The sequence below is a fragment of the Paractinoplanes globisporus DSM 43857 genome, assembly GCF_000379645.1.
GTDB classification, from domain to species: Bacteria; Actinomycetota; Actinomycetes; order Mycobacteriales; family Micromonosporaceae; genus Actinoplanes; species Actinoplanes globisporus.
Map to the genome: position 1 here is coordinate 23036 of NZ_KB903298.1, position 15542 is coordinate 38577.

The window sequence follows — 15542 nt, forward strand, 5'->3', positions numbered from 1 at the left end:
GATCCTTGTGTACCTTGACGGTTACGTAACTGACTTGGTACACATGAGCCATGGAAGCAGTTCTCCAGGCCCTGAGCGACCGAAGTCGGCGCACGGTGCTGGACGTGTTGACCAACGGGCCGGCGACCGCGGGCGAACTGGCCGCGCTGCTGCCGATCGCCCGGCCCGGCGTGTCGCGACACCTGCGGGTGCTGCGCGAGGCGGGGCTGGTCGACGTCCGCCAGGAGGCGCAGCGGCGCATTTACAGCCTTCGCCCTGAGCCGCTCGCCGAGATCGACCAATGGCTCAGCCGCTACCGGGCCCTGTGGGAGCACCGGCTGGACGCTCTGCATACCGAGGTCGCCCGAGGCAAACGCCAACGAAGGGGTACGTCATGAACAGCGACGCCACCGCAGCCGACCGCATCATCGGCACCCTGCGGACCGAGGACGGCCACGGGGTCGTCCACATGCAGGACCGTTTCGACACCGAGATCGACGATCTCTGGTCGGCGCTCACCGACCCCGCCCGCCTGGCCCGCTGGCTCGGCGAGTTCGACGGCGACCTGCGCCAGGGCGGCGAGTTCACCGCACGCTTCTACGCCAGCGAATGGCAAGGCAACGGCCGGGTGGACGCCTGCGACCCGCCACATCACCTGGCCATAACCACCATGCAGGCCGGCCCGGCCAAACAGCACACCATCGAGGCCACCCTGATTCCCGACGGCGACGGCACCACCCTCATCCTCGAAGAACGAGGCATGCCACTGAACCTGCTGGCCGCGTACGGAGCCGGCATCCAGATCCACATCGAGGACCTTGCCGCCCACCTCGCCGGCCACGGCCGATGCGACGCCAGAGCCCGCTGGAACCAACTCCACCCCGCCTACGAAGCCCTCGCCCCCGAGAATCGCTAGGAACGGAACGGATCCCACCACTGCCACAAGCTGAAACGGGTTTCAGGATTGCGGGTCGGCTGCTGACAGAATGGCCCGGTGCGGCTGCTGGTGGTGGAGGATGAGCGGGAGCTGGCCGAGTCCCTGCGTCGTGGGCTGATCGCTGAGGGTTACAGCGTTGACGTCGCCCATGACGGGAGCGCCGGGCTCGAGTACGCCATGGGTGACGACTATCAGGCCGTGATTCTGGATCTGATGCTGCCGCGCATGAACGGCTTTCAGGTGTGCGCCCGGCTGAGGGAGTCGGGAGTCGGCACGCCGGTGCTGGTGCTCACCGCCAAGGACGGGGAGTACGACGAGGCCGAGGCCCTGGACACGGGGGCCGATGACTACCTGACCAAGCCGTTCTCGTACGTCGTCCTGCTGGCCCGGGTAAGAGCCCTCCTGCGCCGCGGTGGCGAGCCCCGGCCGGCGCTGCTGAAAGTCGGTGAGCTGGTCGTGGACCAGACGCAACGCCGCTGTTCGCGCGGGACGACCCCGGTCGCGCTGACCGCCAAGCAGTTCTCGGTTCTGGCCTGCCTGGCGCGCCGGGCGAACGCGGTGGTGAGCAAGCTGGACATTCTGGACGAGGTGTGGGACGCGGCCTACGACGGCGACCCGAACATCGTCGAGGTCTACATTCGGGCGTTGCGGCGCAGCATCGACGTGCCGTTCGGCGTGCGGAGCATCGAGACGGTCCGTGGCGAGGGCTACCGCCTGGTGGGCGGGCATGCGTAGGCCCCGGCTGCCGAAACTCGCTTCGGTACGCGTGCGGGCCGCGGTCGCGGCGGCGCTGGCGGCCGCGCTGTGCCTCGGGGGCGGTGCCTTCTGGCTTCGTCACGTGATCTACACCGACAGCGTGGCGGCGTCGATCGTGACCGCGCAGTCGCGGGCCCTGGCCATCGGCTCGACGTACGACACGCCGGCGGCAAAGGTCAACGCGGACGTGGGTGCCCAGGCCATCCGGACCTCGGACTTCGACGATCCCGAGTCCAATCCGGGCCGGCTTGCCGCAGCCTACGAGAAGTTCAAGACCCAGCAGTTCCCGTATTTCGGTACAAACGCGGTCAACTACGCTGTCGTCGACAATCGCGGCAATGTGCTGCAGGCTCAGGATCAACTGGCCTATTACGTCCGGGAAAGCGGCCTGACGTTCCCCGCCTCCCCGCCGCAGTCGCGCATCCGTGTCCTGCTGCGACCGGCAAGCAGCGGTCAGCACGGGCAGCTCGACGGGCGGGAGGTCACCCTGGTGGCCTACAACGTCGGCGCGTCGGGGCCCGATGCAAACGATGCCAAGGCGACCGTTTATGTGCTGGTCTCGCCGCTCGATGCCGAGGCGGCCGTGGCGCCGGTCGACCATTGGCTCCGCCGCGGTCTGCCCGTGGCCGTCCTGTTCGTCGCCGCGGTTGCCTGGTGGGCTACGGGGCGGGCGCTGCGCCCGGTGGACCGGATGAGGGCCGAGCTGGCCCGCATCACCGCCATGGACATGACCAGCCGGGTGCCGCAGCCGCGCACCGGCGACGAGATCGCGCGGCTGGCGGAAACGATGAACGCGACCCTCGACCGGCTCGCCGACGCGGCCGAGCGGCAGCGCCGGTTCGTCGCCGACGCGGCGCACGAGCTGCGCAGCCCACTGGCCGGTCTGCGTAACACCGTCGAGGTCGCCGCCGCCCATGGTGACGCCGCGGACCCGGCGGCCCTGCACACCGCCGTCGAGCGTTTGCAGCGGCTCACCGACGACCTGTTGCTGCTCGCGCGCCTGGAACAGACGGCGCCCCCGACCGGGAGGCCGGTCGACGTCGCCACGATCGCGGAGGAGTTGGTCGGCGAGCGAGGCTACCGGGTGCCACCCGACGAGCGGTTCATGGTCGAGGCGACGGAGCCCGCGCTGGTGATCGGTCGCGAGGAGGAATTGGCCCGGTTGCTGAGAAACCTTTTGGACAACGCTTCCCGGTACGCCCGGAACCGCGTCGATGTGAGCGTCGCGAAATCCGAGCCGGGTCTCGTGCGGGTCGAGGTTCGCGACGACGGTCCCGGCGTTCCGGCCGCCGACCGGGAGCGGATCTTCGAACGGTTCGCCCGCGTCGACGAGGCCCGTGATCGCGGCGACGGCGGGGCCGGGCTCGGTCTGGCGATCGCCCGCGACATCGCCGCACGCTACGGCGGCCGCGTGTTCGTTGCCGACTCCGCGACCGGCGCCTGCTTCGTCGCCGTGCTGCCGCGGGCGCCTCGTACCTGAAGCTTTCAGACGCTGGTCCGGTGGGCCTGGGGACTCAGCCCCCGTACGCGCTTGAATGCGGTGCTCAGCGCGAAGCCGCTGCTGTAGCCGACCTGGTGGGCCACCGCGGCCACCGTGGCGTCCGGCTCGCGGAGCAGGTCGGCGGCCAGGGCCAGGCGCCAGTTGGTCAGGTAGGACATCGGGGGCTCGCCGACCAGCTCGGTGAAGCGCCGGGCCAGCGCCGCCCGGGAGACGCCGAGCTCGCCGGCCAGGGCGGCGACCGTCCACGGGTGGGACGGGTGGTTGTGCAGCATGCGCAGGGCCCGGCCGACCACCGGGTCGGACTGGGCGCGGAACCAGCCCGGCGTGGCCTGCGAACGGTCGAACCAGGTTCGCAGCACGGCGATCAGCAGGAGGTCGAGAAGCCGATCGAGGACGGCGGACTGACCCGGCTCGTCCTTGGTGATCTCGGCGGCCAGCAGCGGGATGATCGGGCTCTCCCACTCGTCCGCGCGGAGCACGAGCATCGGCGGCAGGGCCCGCAGCAGGCGGTCGGTGATCTCGCCCGCTCCCAGGTAGGCGCCGACCAGCATCACCGACTCGCCGGTGTCGGTGTTGCCCCAGGTCCGCACCCCGCGGTCCATCGCGACGGCCAGGTCCTCCCCGTACAGCGTGGTGCATCGCTCGTCGGGGTGGATGATCACCTGCGGCGGCGTGGCGGGGTCGTCGGCGACGGTGTACGGGTCGGGGCCGCGCACGATGAGCACGTCGCCGGGCCCGATGCGCAGCGGATCCCCGTGGTCGGGCAGCACCCAGGCCGTCCCGCGCACCTGCGACATGATCGCCAATGGCGCGCGGTCCTGGATCCGCATCGACCACGGCGGGTCGAGCACGACGCGCAGCAGGAAGGCCTCCCGCGCGCGGGGACCGTCGAGGAGACCACCGAGAGCGTCCACCCGTGTCAGGTTAGACGATCGCGTATGCGGCGGAGCCTCTCGGCCATGGACCGTCTCATCGGGCCACGAGGTAATTGAGGCATGACTGAGGACACGACCTACCTGGTGATCGGCGGCACCGGCAAGACCGGCCGCCGGGTCATCGATCGTCTGAACGCCCGTGGCCTGCGGGTCCGCGTCGGCTCCCGCTCCGGGCAGCCGCCCTTCGACTGGAACGCCGACCCTGCGACCTGGGTGCCGCTCCTGCGGGGCGTCACCGGCGCGTACATCACCTACTACCCCGACCTGGCGTTCCCGGGCGCCGCGGAGTCGATCGAGGCGTTCGCCCGGCTGGCCACGGAGGCCGGGGTCGGCCGCCTGGTGCTTCTGTCCGGCCGCGGCGAGGAGGAAGCCGAACAAAGCGAGCAAGGTGTACGCCGATCCGGCGCGCAGTGGACCGTCGTGCGCTCGACGTGGTTCGCGCAGGACTTCACCGAGCATTTCCTGCTCCCACCGGTGCTCGGCGGGGTGATCGCGCTGCCGACCGACGTACCGGAACCCTTTGTTGACCTTGAAGATGTGGCCGACGTCGTCGTCGCGGCGCTGACCGAGGACGGACACCACGGCCGGACGTACGAGCTGACCGGTCCGCGGCCGGTGACCTTCGCCGAGGCGGCCGAGCTGATCTCCGCGGCGTCCGGCCGGCCGGTCCGGTTCGAGCGGGTCACGACCCAGGAGTGCGCCGCTCGCATGATCGCCGAGGGTGTGCCGGCCGAGGAGGCCGAGGGCCTGGCCGCCCTGTTCACGCGGATCCTCGACGGCCGCAACGCCCACGCGACCGACGACGTGAAGCGGGTGACCGGCCACGAGGCCCGCGACTTCGCCGACTTCGTACGCGCCTCCGCCACGACCGGCGTCTGGAATCCGTGAGCCGTAAGCGCTGCCACGGAACGCGGACACCGAAGCCAGTGGTCGTGGACCTATCCGGGTGCGCATTGACCGTGCTGTGGAGGGTCAGGATGGCGGCCGCCCGCCGCTGACCTGGGCAGCGCGCCGCGTGCCAACTGGGCGAACCGCCTACCGGCTGTCGCAGTACGGACAACCGGTAGGCGGGGTGTGCTACCAGATCATTGCCGCGGGAAGTCGAATTCTCCGTCGCGGACTCCGGCGACAAAAGCTTCCCACTCGGGACGCGTATAAAGGATCGTCGCCCCGTCTCTGACCTTGCTGTGCCGGACGGCTATGCGTTCGGTGCCGTCACTCAACGGTCCGGCCTCAACGCAGCCACCGCCACCGCTGGCGCTGTAGGTGCTGATGTGCCAACCGACGCCTGACATTAATGTCGGTACGTCTACGCTTTCTGTCATGTGTCCATCTCCTCGGCGATTTGCAATGTGAGGGCAATCGATTCCTCGTCGCCGAGAGCTGCTCGCGAGAGTCGATCATGGCGGTCGATCAACTTTTCGACCTCGTCGCGTTCCACGAAAACCGGACCGGTTGGCGTCTCCATGTAACCGACGTCGGTGTACGGCTCGTCCATGAACAGCACGTTGAAGCAGCCCTCGGGGCTAGCATGTGCTCCCGTACCCCAGGGAAGCACCGAAATCGTGACATTTGGTCGGCGAGCCGTCTCGACCAGATGGAGGAGCTGTTCGCGCATGACATGCTTGCCGCCGACCACCCGGTGCAGCACGGATTCGTCCAGGACGGCGTGCAACCGGGGTTGGCGGGGTTCGTCGAGGATCTCCTGGCGACGGAGCCGGACATTGACCCACCGGTCGATGTCCGCTTGTTGCCGCGTTGCATCGCTGGCTCGGATCACAGCGGCTGCGTACGCGGGTGACTGAAGCAGACCCGGGAGCACGATGGCCTCGAATGCTCTGATCTCGCTGGCCCGAGCCTCGAGCCAGGTCAGATCCATCAAGGCCTTGAGATCGTCCTCTCCGTACCGATCCCACAGGCCGGTCTGCCAGGCGTCCTGGGCGAGCTGGACAAGCTGCTCCCGGCGGTCCGGGCGCGACTCGCCGCACAGGGTGACGTAGGCAAGGACGTCCGGTATCCGAGCCGGATGGACGCCCGTCTCCATCCGGCTGATGGACGAAGGGTCCCGCTGCATGTACGAGGCCACTTCCTGCAGCGTGAGGTTGGCACTCTCGCGGAGCTCGCGCAGCTGCTTGCCGAGCGATCGTGATCGCAGGGTCGGCCCGCGCCTGTTGGGCACCGCGATTCTCCCGATCTTCTCGACGCAACCTAGTGCGGACACAAAAAGGTATGTGTGCACATTACCCAGAACGCAAGCTTGCACAAGGCACGGTTGCGAAATCGGCTTCTTGGTGGAACTGTTGTCATTGGGGCCGTTCCGACCTCATGCACTGCCTGTGACGCACGATGATCCTCTTCGACCTGTTAAGGCTGCGCGCCTGAGCTTTCCTCGAGCGCTCGCCTCCGGACGCGAGTCCGACGCTCCCAGTGGTCATCCAGCGGCTACAAGCTTCGGTCTGTCGCGCTAGGTGGCGAAGGGTCACGTGGAAGATGGACGACAAGGAAAGGGATCAGATCGAGTGGGCCGACTGGGCGGCCCGCCTGGAGAGCGGCCGCTCCGAAGACTTTTCCCAGGTCTTTGCGCACGTCCGGCCGGACGCCGCCGATCGGGCAGAGTGGACGCAGGATTGGCGGACTCGCGCCTTCGCCGGTCTGGCCCTGCATCTTCTGTACCGGAAGACGATTGGGTACCGGGGCGACCGGCCGATCATTCAGGCGAGTGAGCCGTGCTCGGACAACTGGGGCCGCGATCTGGAACGGCACGCCAAGCGGGTGATCGCCGATCGGGAGCAGACGGCCGCACTGACCGAACAGCGCTGGAACGAGACCTGGTCCTCAGCGGACGACTTCCTCAGCGACTGCTTCGCCTATCTCTTCCGGCCGGAGCCTTACGAACGGCGCATCCGCGATGTCCAGAAGCGCCTGTTCGAGATCATGCGCACCGAACCACCGCTCGGCGCATTCGTCCGCGAGGGCGTGGCGCTGGAGATCAAGTCTCTGCTGGCGGATCCGCTGGCGGCGCTGCAGACCGCCGTTCAGGCGACCTTCCCCAACCGTCGCGACGTCCGGCAGTATCTCGAACGGCTCGATGGAAACCCGATCAAGCGCTGGGCCAGCCTGTACGCCTTCGTTTTCCCCCTGTACGGGTTGAAGCTCAGGCCGGGCACGGAGTGGTTCGACGTCGCGTACATCTTCACCACGGTTGCCGACGGGGTGCTTCTGCGTACGCGGTCCCACGACCGATGGGAACGTCTGACCGGTGGATCGGACGTCTTCTCCACGGTTATCTTAGGAATGCTGCCCGACCTTTTCGTGGTCGACCGGGAGAGCGTCGATGGTTTGCCCATCCTGGAGCTGCCCAAAGGGCCGATCCGCGGGCTCGACGACGGGGAGGCCGACGACCACTGAAACTGAACGTGGGGTGAGTTCGTCCGGCGACGGCCGGACGATAGGGGAGAAGGCCTTTCCGAACCCGACAGCTAACTTGGTAGGCACGCACAGTGCCGAATCAGTGTTCCGCTCCAGCGACGGCGCTGAACCGGGGACCCATGGATTGCTGAGTTCCAGCAAGAAGGAGTTCCCGTGACCACAGACAGCGAATCGATCGCGCGAGCCGCGAGGCGAATTGCCCGGTTGAAGGCGGAACTCGCCGACGAGGGCGTCGACCTCAAATGGGACGAGACCGACCCGGCCTACGCCGCTCTTGTCGACGAGATCCGCTACGCCAGGCAGCCGCAGGTGCACGAGGGGCGAGTCGGCTCCTACGGAGCGATCGTGATCGACTCGAGCGATCGGCTCGACGAAGTGACCAACCTCACCGGGTGGGCGTTGGAGAACAAGATCATTGAGCTTTCGGGCGCGGAACCGCCGGAGCGTGACCCGGTTTACGTCCGGAAGGTCTGCAATGGCCGGACGACCTTCCTGGTCCGTTCGCCGCGCGGCCTGGAGTGCCTGCTGGAACTGAGCGCGCAGGCAGGTGAGCAACAGCTGGCTCAGCTGACCTCGACCCGGAGCAGAGTGATCCAGCGGACCCCGGTCGGCGCGGTCAAGGTGTTCACGCCCGACCGGGTCTATGTCTTTGAGCACGACACCTGGCGAGCGAAGGTCTACTCGTCCGATGCCGTCCGGGGTCTGGAGCAGCTCTTCTTCCCTGAGGGCTCGGCTGGCACCGTGCAGGTGCTGAACGACCTGCTCTCTTTGTGTCTCCATGTGCTCAGTTCCCGGCACATCGGGGCCACGTTCGTATGGGCGCCGGACCCGGCGCACCCGCGCCCCGGCGACTCCCGGTCCGAGGCGGGCAAGGCGACGCCGGCAAGACTCCATGTGGGCTACGAACATCAGGTCGAGGCTGTCGCGACGCTTCTCGCCGGGATCGACGGAGCGTGCCTGGTCGGGCCGTCCGGTGAGATCGAGCGGATCGAGATGAGGCTGGCCGCGACGGACGAGGCCGTCGATTGTGTGTCCGCCGAAAGAGGCCTCCGGCATACCTCGGCCAAGCGGTATTCCTTTGACGACCCCACCTGTCTCGTCTTCGTGGTCAGTCACGACGGTCCGGTTACCGTGTACTCCGACGGTATGAGCGTCCTCGAACTTCGGATCGGGCCGAGCCATGCCTCCAGCATCGCCGGTGTACCCCCGCATGACCGGTTCGGCATTCAACGAACGGTGTCGTGCCGGCGGTGCCGGAAGGAGTTGGTCGTCGGTCGCATTCACGTGCACTACCAGGACCGGCCCCTCAGCATCGACTGCCCGGTCTGCGCAACTCCCAGCCTGGACTCGGACAGCGCTTACGAAATGCACGCCTGGCCGCAGAAGCCGTGGACATCATGGGCGGCGGTCGATCTGCTGCCGGAGTGAGAAGGGCGGGACCTCGCGGGAGGCCAGCTTGGCTCGGACCTCGCCGGCGTCGGGGTGGTCGATCTCGGTGAAGATGGCGAGGGAGCGATGCCAGGCCTCGTGGGCGGCCCGGGGACGGCCGGCCGCTTCTTCGGCGTCGCCGAGGTGGGCCAGGGCGATCGCCTCGTACTGCCGGTCTCGTTCGGATCGGAAGGCGGCCAGCGAGCGGCGGTAGCAGGCGGCGGCCTCGGTGGGGTTGCCGAGGCGGAGATGGGCCGTTCCGACGCTGTCCCACGAGTGGCCGGCGCCCATGTGGTTGCCGGCGGCCTCGTGGACGGCCACGGCCCGGCGGCAGTGGTCGAGCGCCCGGGTGTAGTCGCCCATCGTCAGGTAGCACCAGCCGATGTTGTTGGTGGCCCGGGCCTCGCCCACCGGGTCGCTGTCCTTGCGGTAGAGGGCCAGCGCCGTCTCGGCCTCGTCGATCGCCCGGGTGTAGTCGGTGCGGCGGCGGGCGATGATGCCGAGGTTGAGGTGGACCTTGGCCATGCCGGCCAGGTTGCCGAGCTTCTCGTAGAAGGCCAGCGCGGTGTTCAGGTGGCCGTGGGCGGGGGCCAGATCGCCCAGCTCGCACAGGGCATAGCCGACGTTGTAGTGGCTGACGGCCTGGAAGTGCGGGTCGCGGGCGCGCTCGGCCGCCGCCACGGCCCGCATCTGCCAGCGGATCCAGTCGCGCCGGTCCCAGCGGCGCTCGTGGTAGGTGAGGACCGCCCAGGCGAGCCACCACACGTACGTGTGCAAGCCGGACTCCTCGGCGAGGTCGGCCACGGCCGGGAGGATCGGGTGCTCGGCGCCGAACCAGGTCATGGCGTCGTCGCTGTCGGCGAGCGGGGTGGGTGTCACGCCGGGGGCGTGGGTGGCGGGGCGGCGAGGGCCCAGGCCGCGGTGCGGCTTGAGCAGGCGATCGGCGGCCAGCGCGGTGTGCAGGTAGTGGTCCAGGAGGCGCACCACGGCCTCGCGTCGGGACGACGGGGAGTCCAGCCGGTCCGACAGGTCGCGGGCGTAGGCCCGGAGCAGGTCGTGGCAGGCGAAGCGGCCGGGCTGGGGCTCGTCGACCAGGTTGGCCTGGACCAGCTCGGCCAGCAGGGCACGGACGCGGTCCGGCGGGAGCGCGGCGATGCTGGCCAGGGCGTCGATGCTTGCCACGCCCGGGTGCAGGCCGAGCAGGCGGAACAGCCGGGCCGCCGCCGGGCGGAGCTTGCGGTACGACCACGAGAAGACGGCGCGGGCGTCGGCGGCGGGATCGGGGCCGGCCAGCACGTCCAGGCGGGAGGTGCGCAGCTCGGCCGCGACGGCCGCGAGGGTGAACGCCGGGTGGGCGGCGGCCCGGGCCGCGACGATGGCCAGCGCCAGCGGGAGGCCGGCGCAGGCGGTGGCGATCTCGTCGGCGGCACGGGGCTCGGCGCGCACCCGGTCGGCGCCGATCCGCCGGGCCAGGAGCGATCGGGCGGCATCGGTGCCGAGCACGTCGAGCAGCAGGAGCTGAGCACCGTCGGTGACGGCCAGGCCCGCGAGGCGGTCGCGGCTGGTCACCACGACCACGCAGCCGGGAGCGCCGGGGAGCAGCGGGCGCACCTGTTCGGCGTCGGCCGCGTTGTCGAGCAGGATCAGCAGGCGCCGGCCGGCCAGCGCGCTGCGGTAGAGCGCGGCCCGGGCCTCGACGTCGGCGGGCACGCGCTGCGGCGGGACGCCCAGGCCGTCGAGCAGTCCGCGCAGGGCGTCGCCGGGCGGCAGCGGCGGGCCGGTCGGGCCGAATCCGCGCAGGTTGACATAGAGCTGACCGTCGGGAAAGCGATGCCGTACGCGGTGCGCCCACCGTACGGCCAGGGTGGTCTTGCCGACGCCGGCCGTGCCCGACACCACCCGGATGATCGTTCCGTCGCCGGAGGCCGACAGCTGGGCCAGCTCACGCTCGCGGCCGGTGAAGACGGGCGGGTCCAGGGGGAGCTGGGCGGGGGTGATGTCGTCGAGGGCGGAGGAGGTCAGGAACTCGTCGCGGGCGTCGCCGGTGAGGGTGAAGGCGTCGGCCAGGGCGCGCAGGGTGCCGATTCGCGGGGCGGCCACCTGGCCCGCCTCCCACTTGCCGATGCTGCGCACGCTGACTCCGGCCCGGTCGGCCAGCTCCTCCTGGGTCATGCCGAGCCGGCGGCGGTGGGCGCGCACCAGGTCACCGAACAAAGAGTCACCCCGCATCGGATCGATCTACTGCGATGGTGACAGGCCGGTGCACCTCGCAAGTAGCAGCCGCCCGACAGCAAAGTGCCGGTGAAGTTCCTGGTTTCGTCACTCCCGGACCACGAAGGTGGACGACGGGCGGTGCCGCGCTGAGCCCGAGGGGGAGGCTCAGCGTCCCTCATCCGAGGCCGTCTCCACCCGGCGTGGCTCGAAACCCCGACAAAATACCCGGCTGGGGGGCGGCCGGGGCAGGGGAGACGACCCCGCCAGGCGGAGGCGGCCCGGTCCTCAGGTGATCTTTCATCCGGAACGGGTGATGACCACGGCCTTCACCAGGCGAAAGGTGGAGGGGTGGGCGATCATGAGGCGGTGGCGGCGGTACAGGTGACACTCGGGCGACGGCTGGCGGCCGAGTTCCTCGGCACATTCTGGCTGGTCTTCGGCGGCTGCGGGGCCGCGGTGCTGGCGGCCCGCGCACCCAACGGCATCGGCATCCTCGGCGTCGCGTTCGCCTTCGGCCTCACCGTGCTGACCATGGCGTACGCCGTCGGCCACATCTCCGGGGGCCACTTCAACCCGGCCGTCACCCTCGGGCTGTGGCTCGGGCGGCGCAGCCCGGCGCGCGACGTCCTCCCGTACGTGATCACTCAGGTTGTCGCGGCGATCGCGGCGGCGGCGGTGCTCCGCGCGGTGGCCTCGGGCCGGCCGGGTTACCGGATCAAGATCGACGGGCTCGCGGCGAACGGCTACGGCGCGCACTCGCCGGACAAATACACCGCGGGCGCGGCCTTCCTGGTCGAGGCGCTCCTGACGCTGATGTTCGTGCTGATCATCCTGGGCGTGACCGATCGGCGCGCTCCGGCGGGACTGGGACCGCTCGCGATCGGTCTGGCGCTGACCCTGATCCACCTGATCAGCATTCCGGTGACGAACACCTCGGTGAACCCGGCCCGCTCCACCGGCCCGGCCCTGATGGTCGGCGGCTGGGCGCTGAGCCAGCTGTGGCTGTTCTGGCTGGCGCCGCTGCTCGGCGGGGCGATCGCGGGCGTGGCCTACAAGGTGATCACCGGCGAGACCGGCGCCGAACCGGTCGCGGCCGAGGGCCAGGATGTCGACTCGCCCGGCGCGGACACCGAGGTGATCGTCGCAGGCGGCGAGGCCCGGCCGCGTGAGTGACGACGCTCTGGCCGCCGTTCGCTCAGGCGCCTAGCCGCCCTGCCGATTGCGGGGAACGTGTGGAAGGTCGTCGGCGCCGTGGCGCTCCTGTGCGGGGCACTGATCACGGCGTTGACGCCCGACTCGGTGCTCGGGCAGGCCGCCTACCTGATCAGCTTCGCGGGGATGACCGTCGCCGCCTGGGCCGCCGCCTTCCGGGCCGCGGCCGGCCGGCGTACACCATGGGTATTGATCTCCGCGGCGGTGACGTCCTGGCTGGCCGGCGACGTCACGTGGGGGATCCTTCAGCTGACCCACGCCGAGACCGACGTCGGCCTGCAGGACCTCTTCTGGCTGGGCGGCTATCCGCTGCTCGGCGCGGCGATGCTCAGCATCGTGCGGCGGCGCGGATCCGGGCGCGGGCGCGCGGCGCTGCAGGACGGCCTCACCCTCTCGACCGCGGCGGCCGTCGCGGCCTGGCAGTTCTTCATCGCGCCCGGCCTCGACGGCGACGGCGACCCCCTGGCGGTGCTGGTCGGCTCGCTCTACCCGGTCGGCGACGTCGTGCTGCTGGCCGCCGTGCTCTACCTGCTGCTCTCGCCCGGGCGCACCGGCGTGCCCGGCGCGCTGCTGATCGCCGGCACCGGGCTGATGCTGTTCATGGACACCGGGATCACCCTGGTCACCAGCGACTGGGCGGCCGGCGACGTGGACCGGCTCAACGGCGCGCTGCTGATCGCCAACGGCCTGGTCGTGGCGCCGCTGCTGCGGCGCGACCGTGACCTGCTGACCCGGCCGGCCCGGGCCGAGGTGGCGAGCCTGCACCCGGCCCGGCTGATCTTCCTGGGCGTCGCCATGCTCACCGCGCCGATCACCGCGGTGGTCCAGGGCGCGGCGCCGGCGGGGGAGCGTTTCGGGCTGCTCGCGGCCACGGTGATCACGGTGGCGCTGTGCCTGGCCCGGTTCACCGGGGCGGTGCGCGAGCAGGCCCGCGCCCAGCAGAGCCTGATCCACCTGGCCGGGCACGACAGCCTCACCGGGCTGGCCAACCGGCGGGCGCTCAGCGCGCGGCTGAGCGGCGACATCGACGGCCTGTTCCTGCTCTACATCGATCTCGACGGGTTCAAGGCGGTCAACGACGAGCACGGGCACGCCGCGGGCGACGCGGTGCTGATCGAGGTGGCCCGGCGGATCCGCGGGCAGGTACGCGCCGGGGACCTGTGCGCGCGGCTGGGCGGCGACGAGTTCGCCGTGCTGTGCCGGGACCTGGACGCCGCGGGGGCTCGTGACCTGGGTGAACGGCTCGGGTACGCGCTCGCCGAGCCGATCGTGGCGGACGGGCCGATCGTGCGGGTCGGCGCCAGTGTCGGGCTCGCGGACGCCGCCGACTGCGCCGACGGGGACGAGCTGCTGTCGCTGGCCGATCATGCGATGTTCACGATCAAACGGTCCCGCCGCGCCACCGTCGCCGCCTGATCTACCCACCCTCGTACGCCAAAAAGATGTACTTAAAAATGTCGATCAGTTGTTACGCTCGGCCACCATGAGAGCTGACATGGGTAACAGATCGCTGCGCCTGGTAGCGGCCGGATCGGCCGTCCTGCTCGGGCTCGCGGGAGCCGCCACCGCGGCCGGCCCGGCCTCCGCCTCCACCCATCACCCCACGCCGGGTTCGGCCGGCCTGGGCGACCGGTTGTATCCGCTGCTCGGCAACGGCGGGTACGACGTCCAGAACTACGACCTGAGTCTCTACTACGCCCAGAAGGACCCGGCGCAGCAGGTACGCGGCGACGTGACGATCACGGCGGTCGCCACGCAGTCGCTGTCCCGCTTCGACCTGGACTTCGGCGGCGACGGCGTCGGCAAGGTCACCGTGAACGGGTGGCCGGCCGCATTCAGCCGCGACGGCGAAGAGCTGATCGTCACGCCGAAGCGGCCGCTGGACAACCACCGCAAGTTCACCGTCACCGTCTCCGGCTTCACCGCCACGCCGATCGCGCCCAACGCGGACTCCCCGGCCGGCTTCGTGAAGACGCCCGACGGCACGATCGTGGCGGGCCAGCCCAACCAGTCGCACCAGCTGTTCCCGAGCAACGACCATCCGCGCGACAAGGCGACGTACACGATCACCATGACGGCGCCGGACGGCTGGACGGCCACCGCGAACGGCACGCCGGTGCGGACCAGGCACCACGGCGGCTACGTCTCGTCGACCTACCGCGAGGCGGCCCCGATGGCCAGCGAGCTCATCCAGGTGGCGGTCGGCGACTTCGTCACGAAGTACCGCGCCCCGGTCAACGGCGTCGTCGTCCGCGATGTCGTGCCGCGGCGGCTGGCCGACCAACTGCTGCCCATCGCCGCCGACGAGCGCAACGAGATCGCCTGGATGGAGAGCAAGGTCGGACGGTATCCGTTCGATCGTTACGGATCACTGGTGATCGATGGTGATCTGGGCTTCGCGCTGGAGACGCAGGGCCTGTCGCTCTACGACACCGGGCTCTTCAGCCTGCCGCTCGTGATCATCAACCCGATCCTCACGCACGAGCTGGCACACCAGTGGTTCGGCGACAGCGTCGCGCCGTGGGTGTGGAGCGATGTGTGGCAGAACGAGGGTCACGCCACGTGGTACGAGGTGCTTTACGCGTACGAGACGGGCACGCTGCCGGACTACGCAGGCGTCTCCACCCTCGAGGACTACTACAAGCGCGCGTACGCCCGCGGCGACCAGTGGCGGGTCCGGTACGGCCCGGTCGCGGCACCGCTGCGGTCCGACTCGATCTGGGACGTCTTCAACCCCAACGTGTACGACGGGGGAGCGCTCGTCCTGTTCGCCCTGCGCCAGCAGATCGGTGTGCCTAAGTTCGAGCGCCTCGAGCGGGCCTGGGTCGCGAAGTACCGCGGCAAGTCGGCCTCCACTCAGGACTTCATCGCGCTCGCCTCGAAGGTCTCCGGCCAGAACCTGACCGCGTTCCTGAACGCCTGGCTCTACGGCTCGACCACGCCGCCGATGCCCGGCCACCCGGACTGGACGGTCAACCCGGTCCCGGCTCCGGCCCCGGCGGCCGCCGTCGCGGCCGCTCCGGCCACGCGGCTCCGCTGAATTCCGCCCCCGCGGCGACGGCAAGTCGCCGCGGGGGCATTACGGCGCGTTCTGCCGGGCCGAGGTGACGCCGCGCCGTAGTCTCCCGGGTGTCACCCAAGCGAGGGAGGG

General features: G+C 70.0%; 14 protein-coding genes. 10 read left to right on the top strand and 4 right to left on the bottom strand.

Going from position 1 to position 15542, the window contains the following annotated elements; genetic code table 11:
* Window positions 1–50: 50 nt before the first annotated feature.
* The 4 genes from A3CQ_RS0112085 to A3CQ_RS0112100 all read left to right on the top strand — a co-directional run bounded on the left by A3CQ_RS0112085 (window position 51) and on the right by A3CQ_RS0112100 (window position 3152).
* Window positions 51–377, top strand: coding sequence for an ArsR/SmtB family transcription factor (locus A3CQ_RS0112085; RefSeq protein ID WP_026205616.1), 327 nt, complete (start codon window positions 51–53; stop codon window positions 375–377).
* Window positions 374–895: an SRPBCC family protein gene (locus A3CQ_RS0112090; RefSeq protein WP_020511197.1), complete on the top strand. Its 522-nt coding sequence runs from the start codon at window positions 374–376 to the stop codon at window positions 893–895. The genes A3CQ_RS0112085 and A3CQ_RS0112090 overlap by 4 nt, the downstream gene beginning before the upstream one ends.
* 78 nt (window positions 896–973) lie before the next feature.
* Window positions 974–1651: a response regulator transcription factor gene (locus tag A3CQ_RS0112095; protein WP_020511198.1), complete on the top strand. Its 678-nt coding sequence runs from the start codon at window positions 974–976 to the stop codon at window positions 1649–1651.
* On the top strand, window positions 1644–3152 hold the full coding sequence (locus A3CQ_RS0112100) for a sensor histidine kinase (protein ID WP_051115228.1): 1509 nt from the start codon (window positions 1644–1646) through the stop codon (window positions 3150–3152). Before A3CQ_RS0112095 ends, A3CQ_RS0112100 begins: the two co-directional genes overlap by 8 nt.
* Before the next feature lie 5 nt (window positions 3153–3157).
* On the opposite strand, the gene A3CQ_RS0112105 is transcribed toward A3CQ_RS0112100, so the two are convergent.
* Window positions 3158–4087 (bottom strand): AraC family transcriptional regulator, encoded by a 930-nt coding sequence (locus A3CQ_RS0112105; RefSeq protein WP_020511200.1) that lies wholly within the window; start codon window positions 4085–4087, stop codon window positions 3158–3160.
* Between the two features lie 81 nt (window positions 4088–4168).
* Here A3CQ_RS0112105 and A3CQ_RS0112110 point away from each other — a divergent pair, with 81 nt between their 5' ends.
* Entirely contained in the window at window positions 4169–4996 is an 828-nt protein-coding gene (locus tag A3CQ_RS0112110; RefSeq protein ID WP_020511201.1) for a Rossmann-fold NAD(P)-binding domain-containing protein, read from the top strand.
* A 197-nt stretch (window positions 4997–5193) separates the two neighbouring features.
* On the opposite strand, the gene A3CQ_RS58920 is transcribed toward A3CQ_RS0112110, so the two are convergent.
* Together A3CQ_RS58920 and A3CQ_RS0112115 are read right to left on the bottom strand one after the other, a co-directional pair.
* Entirely contained in the window at window positions 5194–5433 is a 240-nt protein-coding gene (locus tag A3CQ_RS58920) for a DUF397 domain-containing protein (protein ID WP_084699025.1), read from the bottom strand.
* Window positions 5430–6287: a helix-turn-helix domain-containing protein gene (locus A3CQ_RS0112115; RefSeq protein ID WP_020511202.1), complete on the bottom strand. Its 858-nt coding sequence runs from the start codon at window positions 6285–6287 to the stop codon at window positions 5430–5432. The genes A3CQ_RS58920 and A3CQ_RS0112115 overlap by 4 nt, the downstream gene beginning before the upstream one ends.
* 311 nt (window positions 6288–6598) lie before the next feature.
* On the opposite strand from A3CQ_RS0112115, the gene A3CQ_RS64330 reads away from it, so the two are divergent.
* Together A3CQ_RS64330 and A3CQ_RS0112125 are read left to right on the top strand one after the other, a co-directional pair.
* Window positions 6599–7516, top strand: coding sequence for a hypothetical protein (locus tag A3CQ_RS64330; RefSeq protein ID WP_020511203.1), 918 nt, complete (start codon window positions 6599–6601; stop codon window positions 7514–7516).
* 174 nt (window positions 7517–7690) lie between these two features.
* Window positions 7691–8965, top strand: coding sequence for a diadenylate cyclase (locus A3CQ_RS0112125; RefSeq protein ID WP_020511204.1), 1275 nt, complete (start codon window positions 7691–7693; stop codon window positions 8963–8965).
* On the opposite strand, the gene A3CQ_RS52500 is transcribed toward A3CQ_RS0112125, so the two are convergent.
* Window positions 8933–11194 (bottom strand): ATP-binding protein, encoded by a 2262-nt coding sequence (locus tag A3CQ_RS52500; protein ID WP_084699027.1) that lies wholly within the window; start codon window positions 11192–11194, stop codon window positions 8933–8935. The two genes, A3CQ_RS0112125 and A3CQ_RS52500, sit on opposite strands and share 33 nt — an antisense overlap.
* Before the next feature lie 333 nt (window positions 11195–11527).
* Between A3CQ_RS52500 and aqpZ the strand changes: the two genes are divergently transcribed.
* From aqpZ to A3CQ_RS0112150, 3 genes are all read left to right on the top strand, one after another.
* Window positions 11528–12352 carry an aquaporin Z gene (gene aqpZ / locus A3CQ_RS52505; protein WP_020511205.1) on the top strand — a complete coding sequence of 275 codons (825 nt, stop codon included), beginning with the start codon at window positions 11528–11530 and terminating at the stop codon, window positions 12350–12352.
* Between the two features lie 57 nt (window positions 12353–12409).
* Window positions 12410–13807 (top strand): GGDEF domain-containing protein, encoded by a 1398-nt coding sequence (locus A3CQ_RS0112145; RefSeq protein WP_020511206.1) that lies wholly within the window; start codon window positions 12410–12412, stop codon window positions 13805–13807.
* 67 nt (window positions 13808–13874) lie between these two features.
* A complete protein-coding gene (locus tag A3CQ_RS0112150) occupies window positions 13875–15431 on the top strand; it encodes a M1 family metallopeptidase (protein WP_169516273.1) in 1557 nt (518 codons plus the stop codon).
* Window positions 15432–15542: the final 111 nt, after the last annotated feature.

Excerpts from the sequence above, each read along its gene's own strand:
- A3CQ_RS0112085 (WP_026205616.1), top strand. The coding sequence starts at position 51 with ATGGAAGCAGTTCTCCAGGCCCTGAGCGACCGAAGTCGGCGCACGGTG.
- A3CQ_RS0112090 (WP_020511197.1), top strand. The coding sequence starts at position 374 with ATGAACAGCGACGCCACCGCAGCCGACCGCATCATCGGCACCCTGCGG.
- A3CQ_RS0112100 (WP_051115228.1), top strand. The coding sequence starts at position 1,644 with ATGCGTAGGCCCCGGCTGCCGAAACTCGCTTCGGTACGCGTGCGGGCC.
- A3CQ_RS0112110 (WP_020511201.1), top strand. The coding sequence starts at position 4,169 with ATGACTGAGGACACGACCTACCTGGTGATCGGCGGCACCGGCAAGACC.
- A3CQ_RS58920 (WP_084699025.1), bottom strand. The coding sequence starts at position 5,433 with ATGACAGAAAGCGTAGACGTACCGACATTAATGTCAGGCGTCGGTTGG.
- A3CQ_RS64330 (WP_020511203.1), top strand. The coding sequence starts at position 6,599 with ATGGACGACAAGGAAAGGGATCAGATCGAGTGGGCCGACTGGGCGGCC.
- A3CQ_RS52500 (WP_084699027.1), bottom strand. The coding sequence starts at position 11,194 with ATGCGGGGTGACTCTTTGTTCGGTGACCTGGTGCGCGCCCACCGCCGC.
- A3CQ_RS0112150 (WP_169516273.1), top strand. The coding sequence starts at position 13,875 with ATGAGAGCTGACATGGGTAACAGATCGCTGCGCCTGGTAGCGGCCGGA.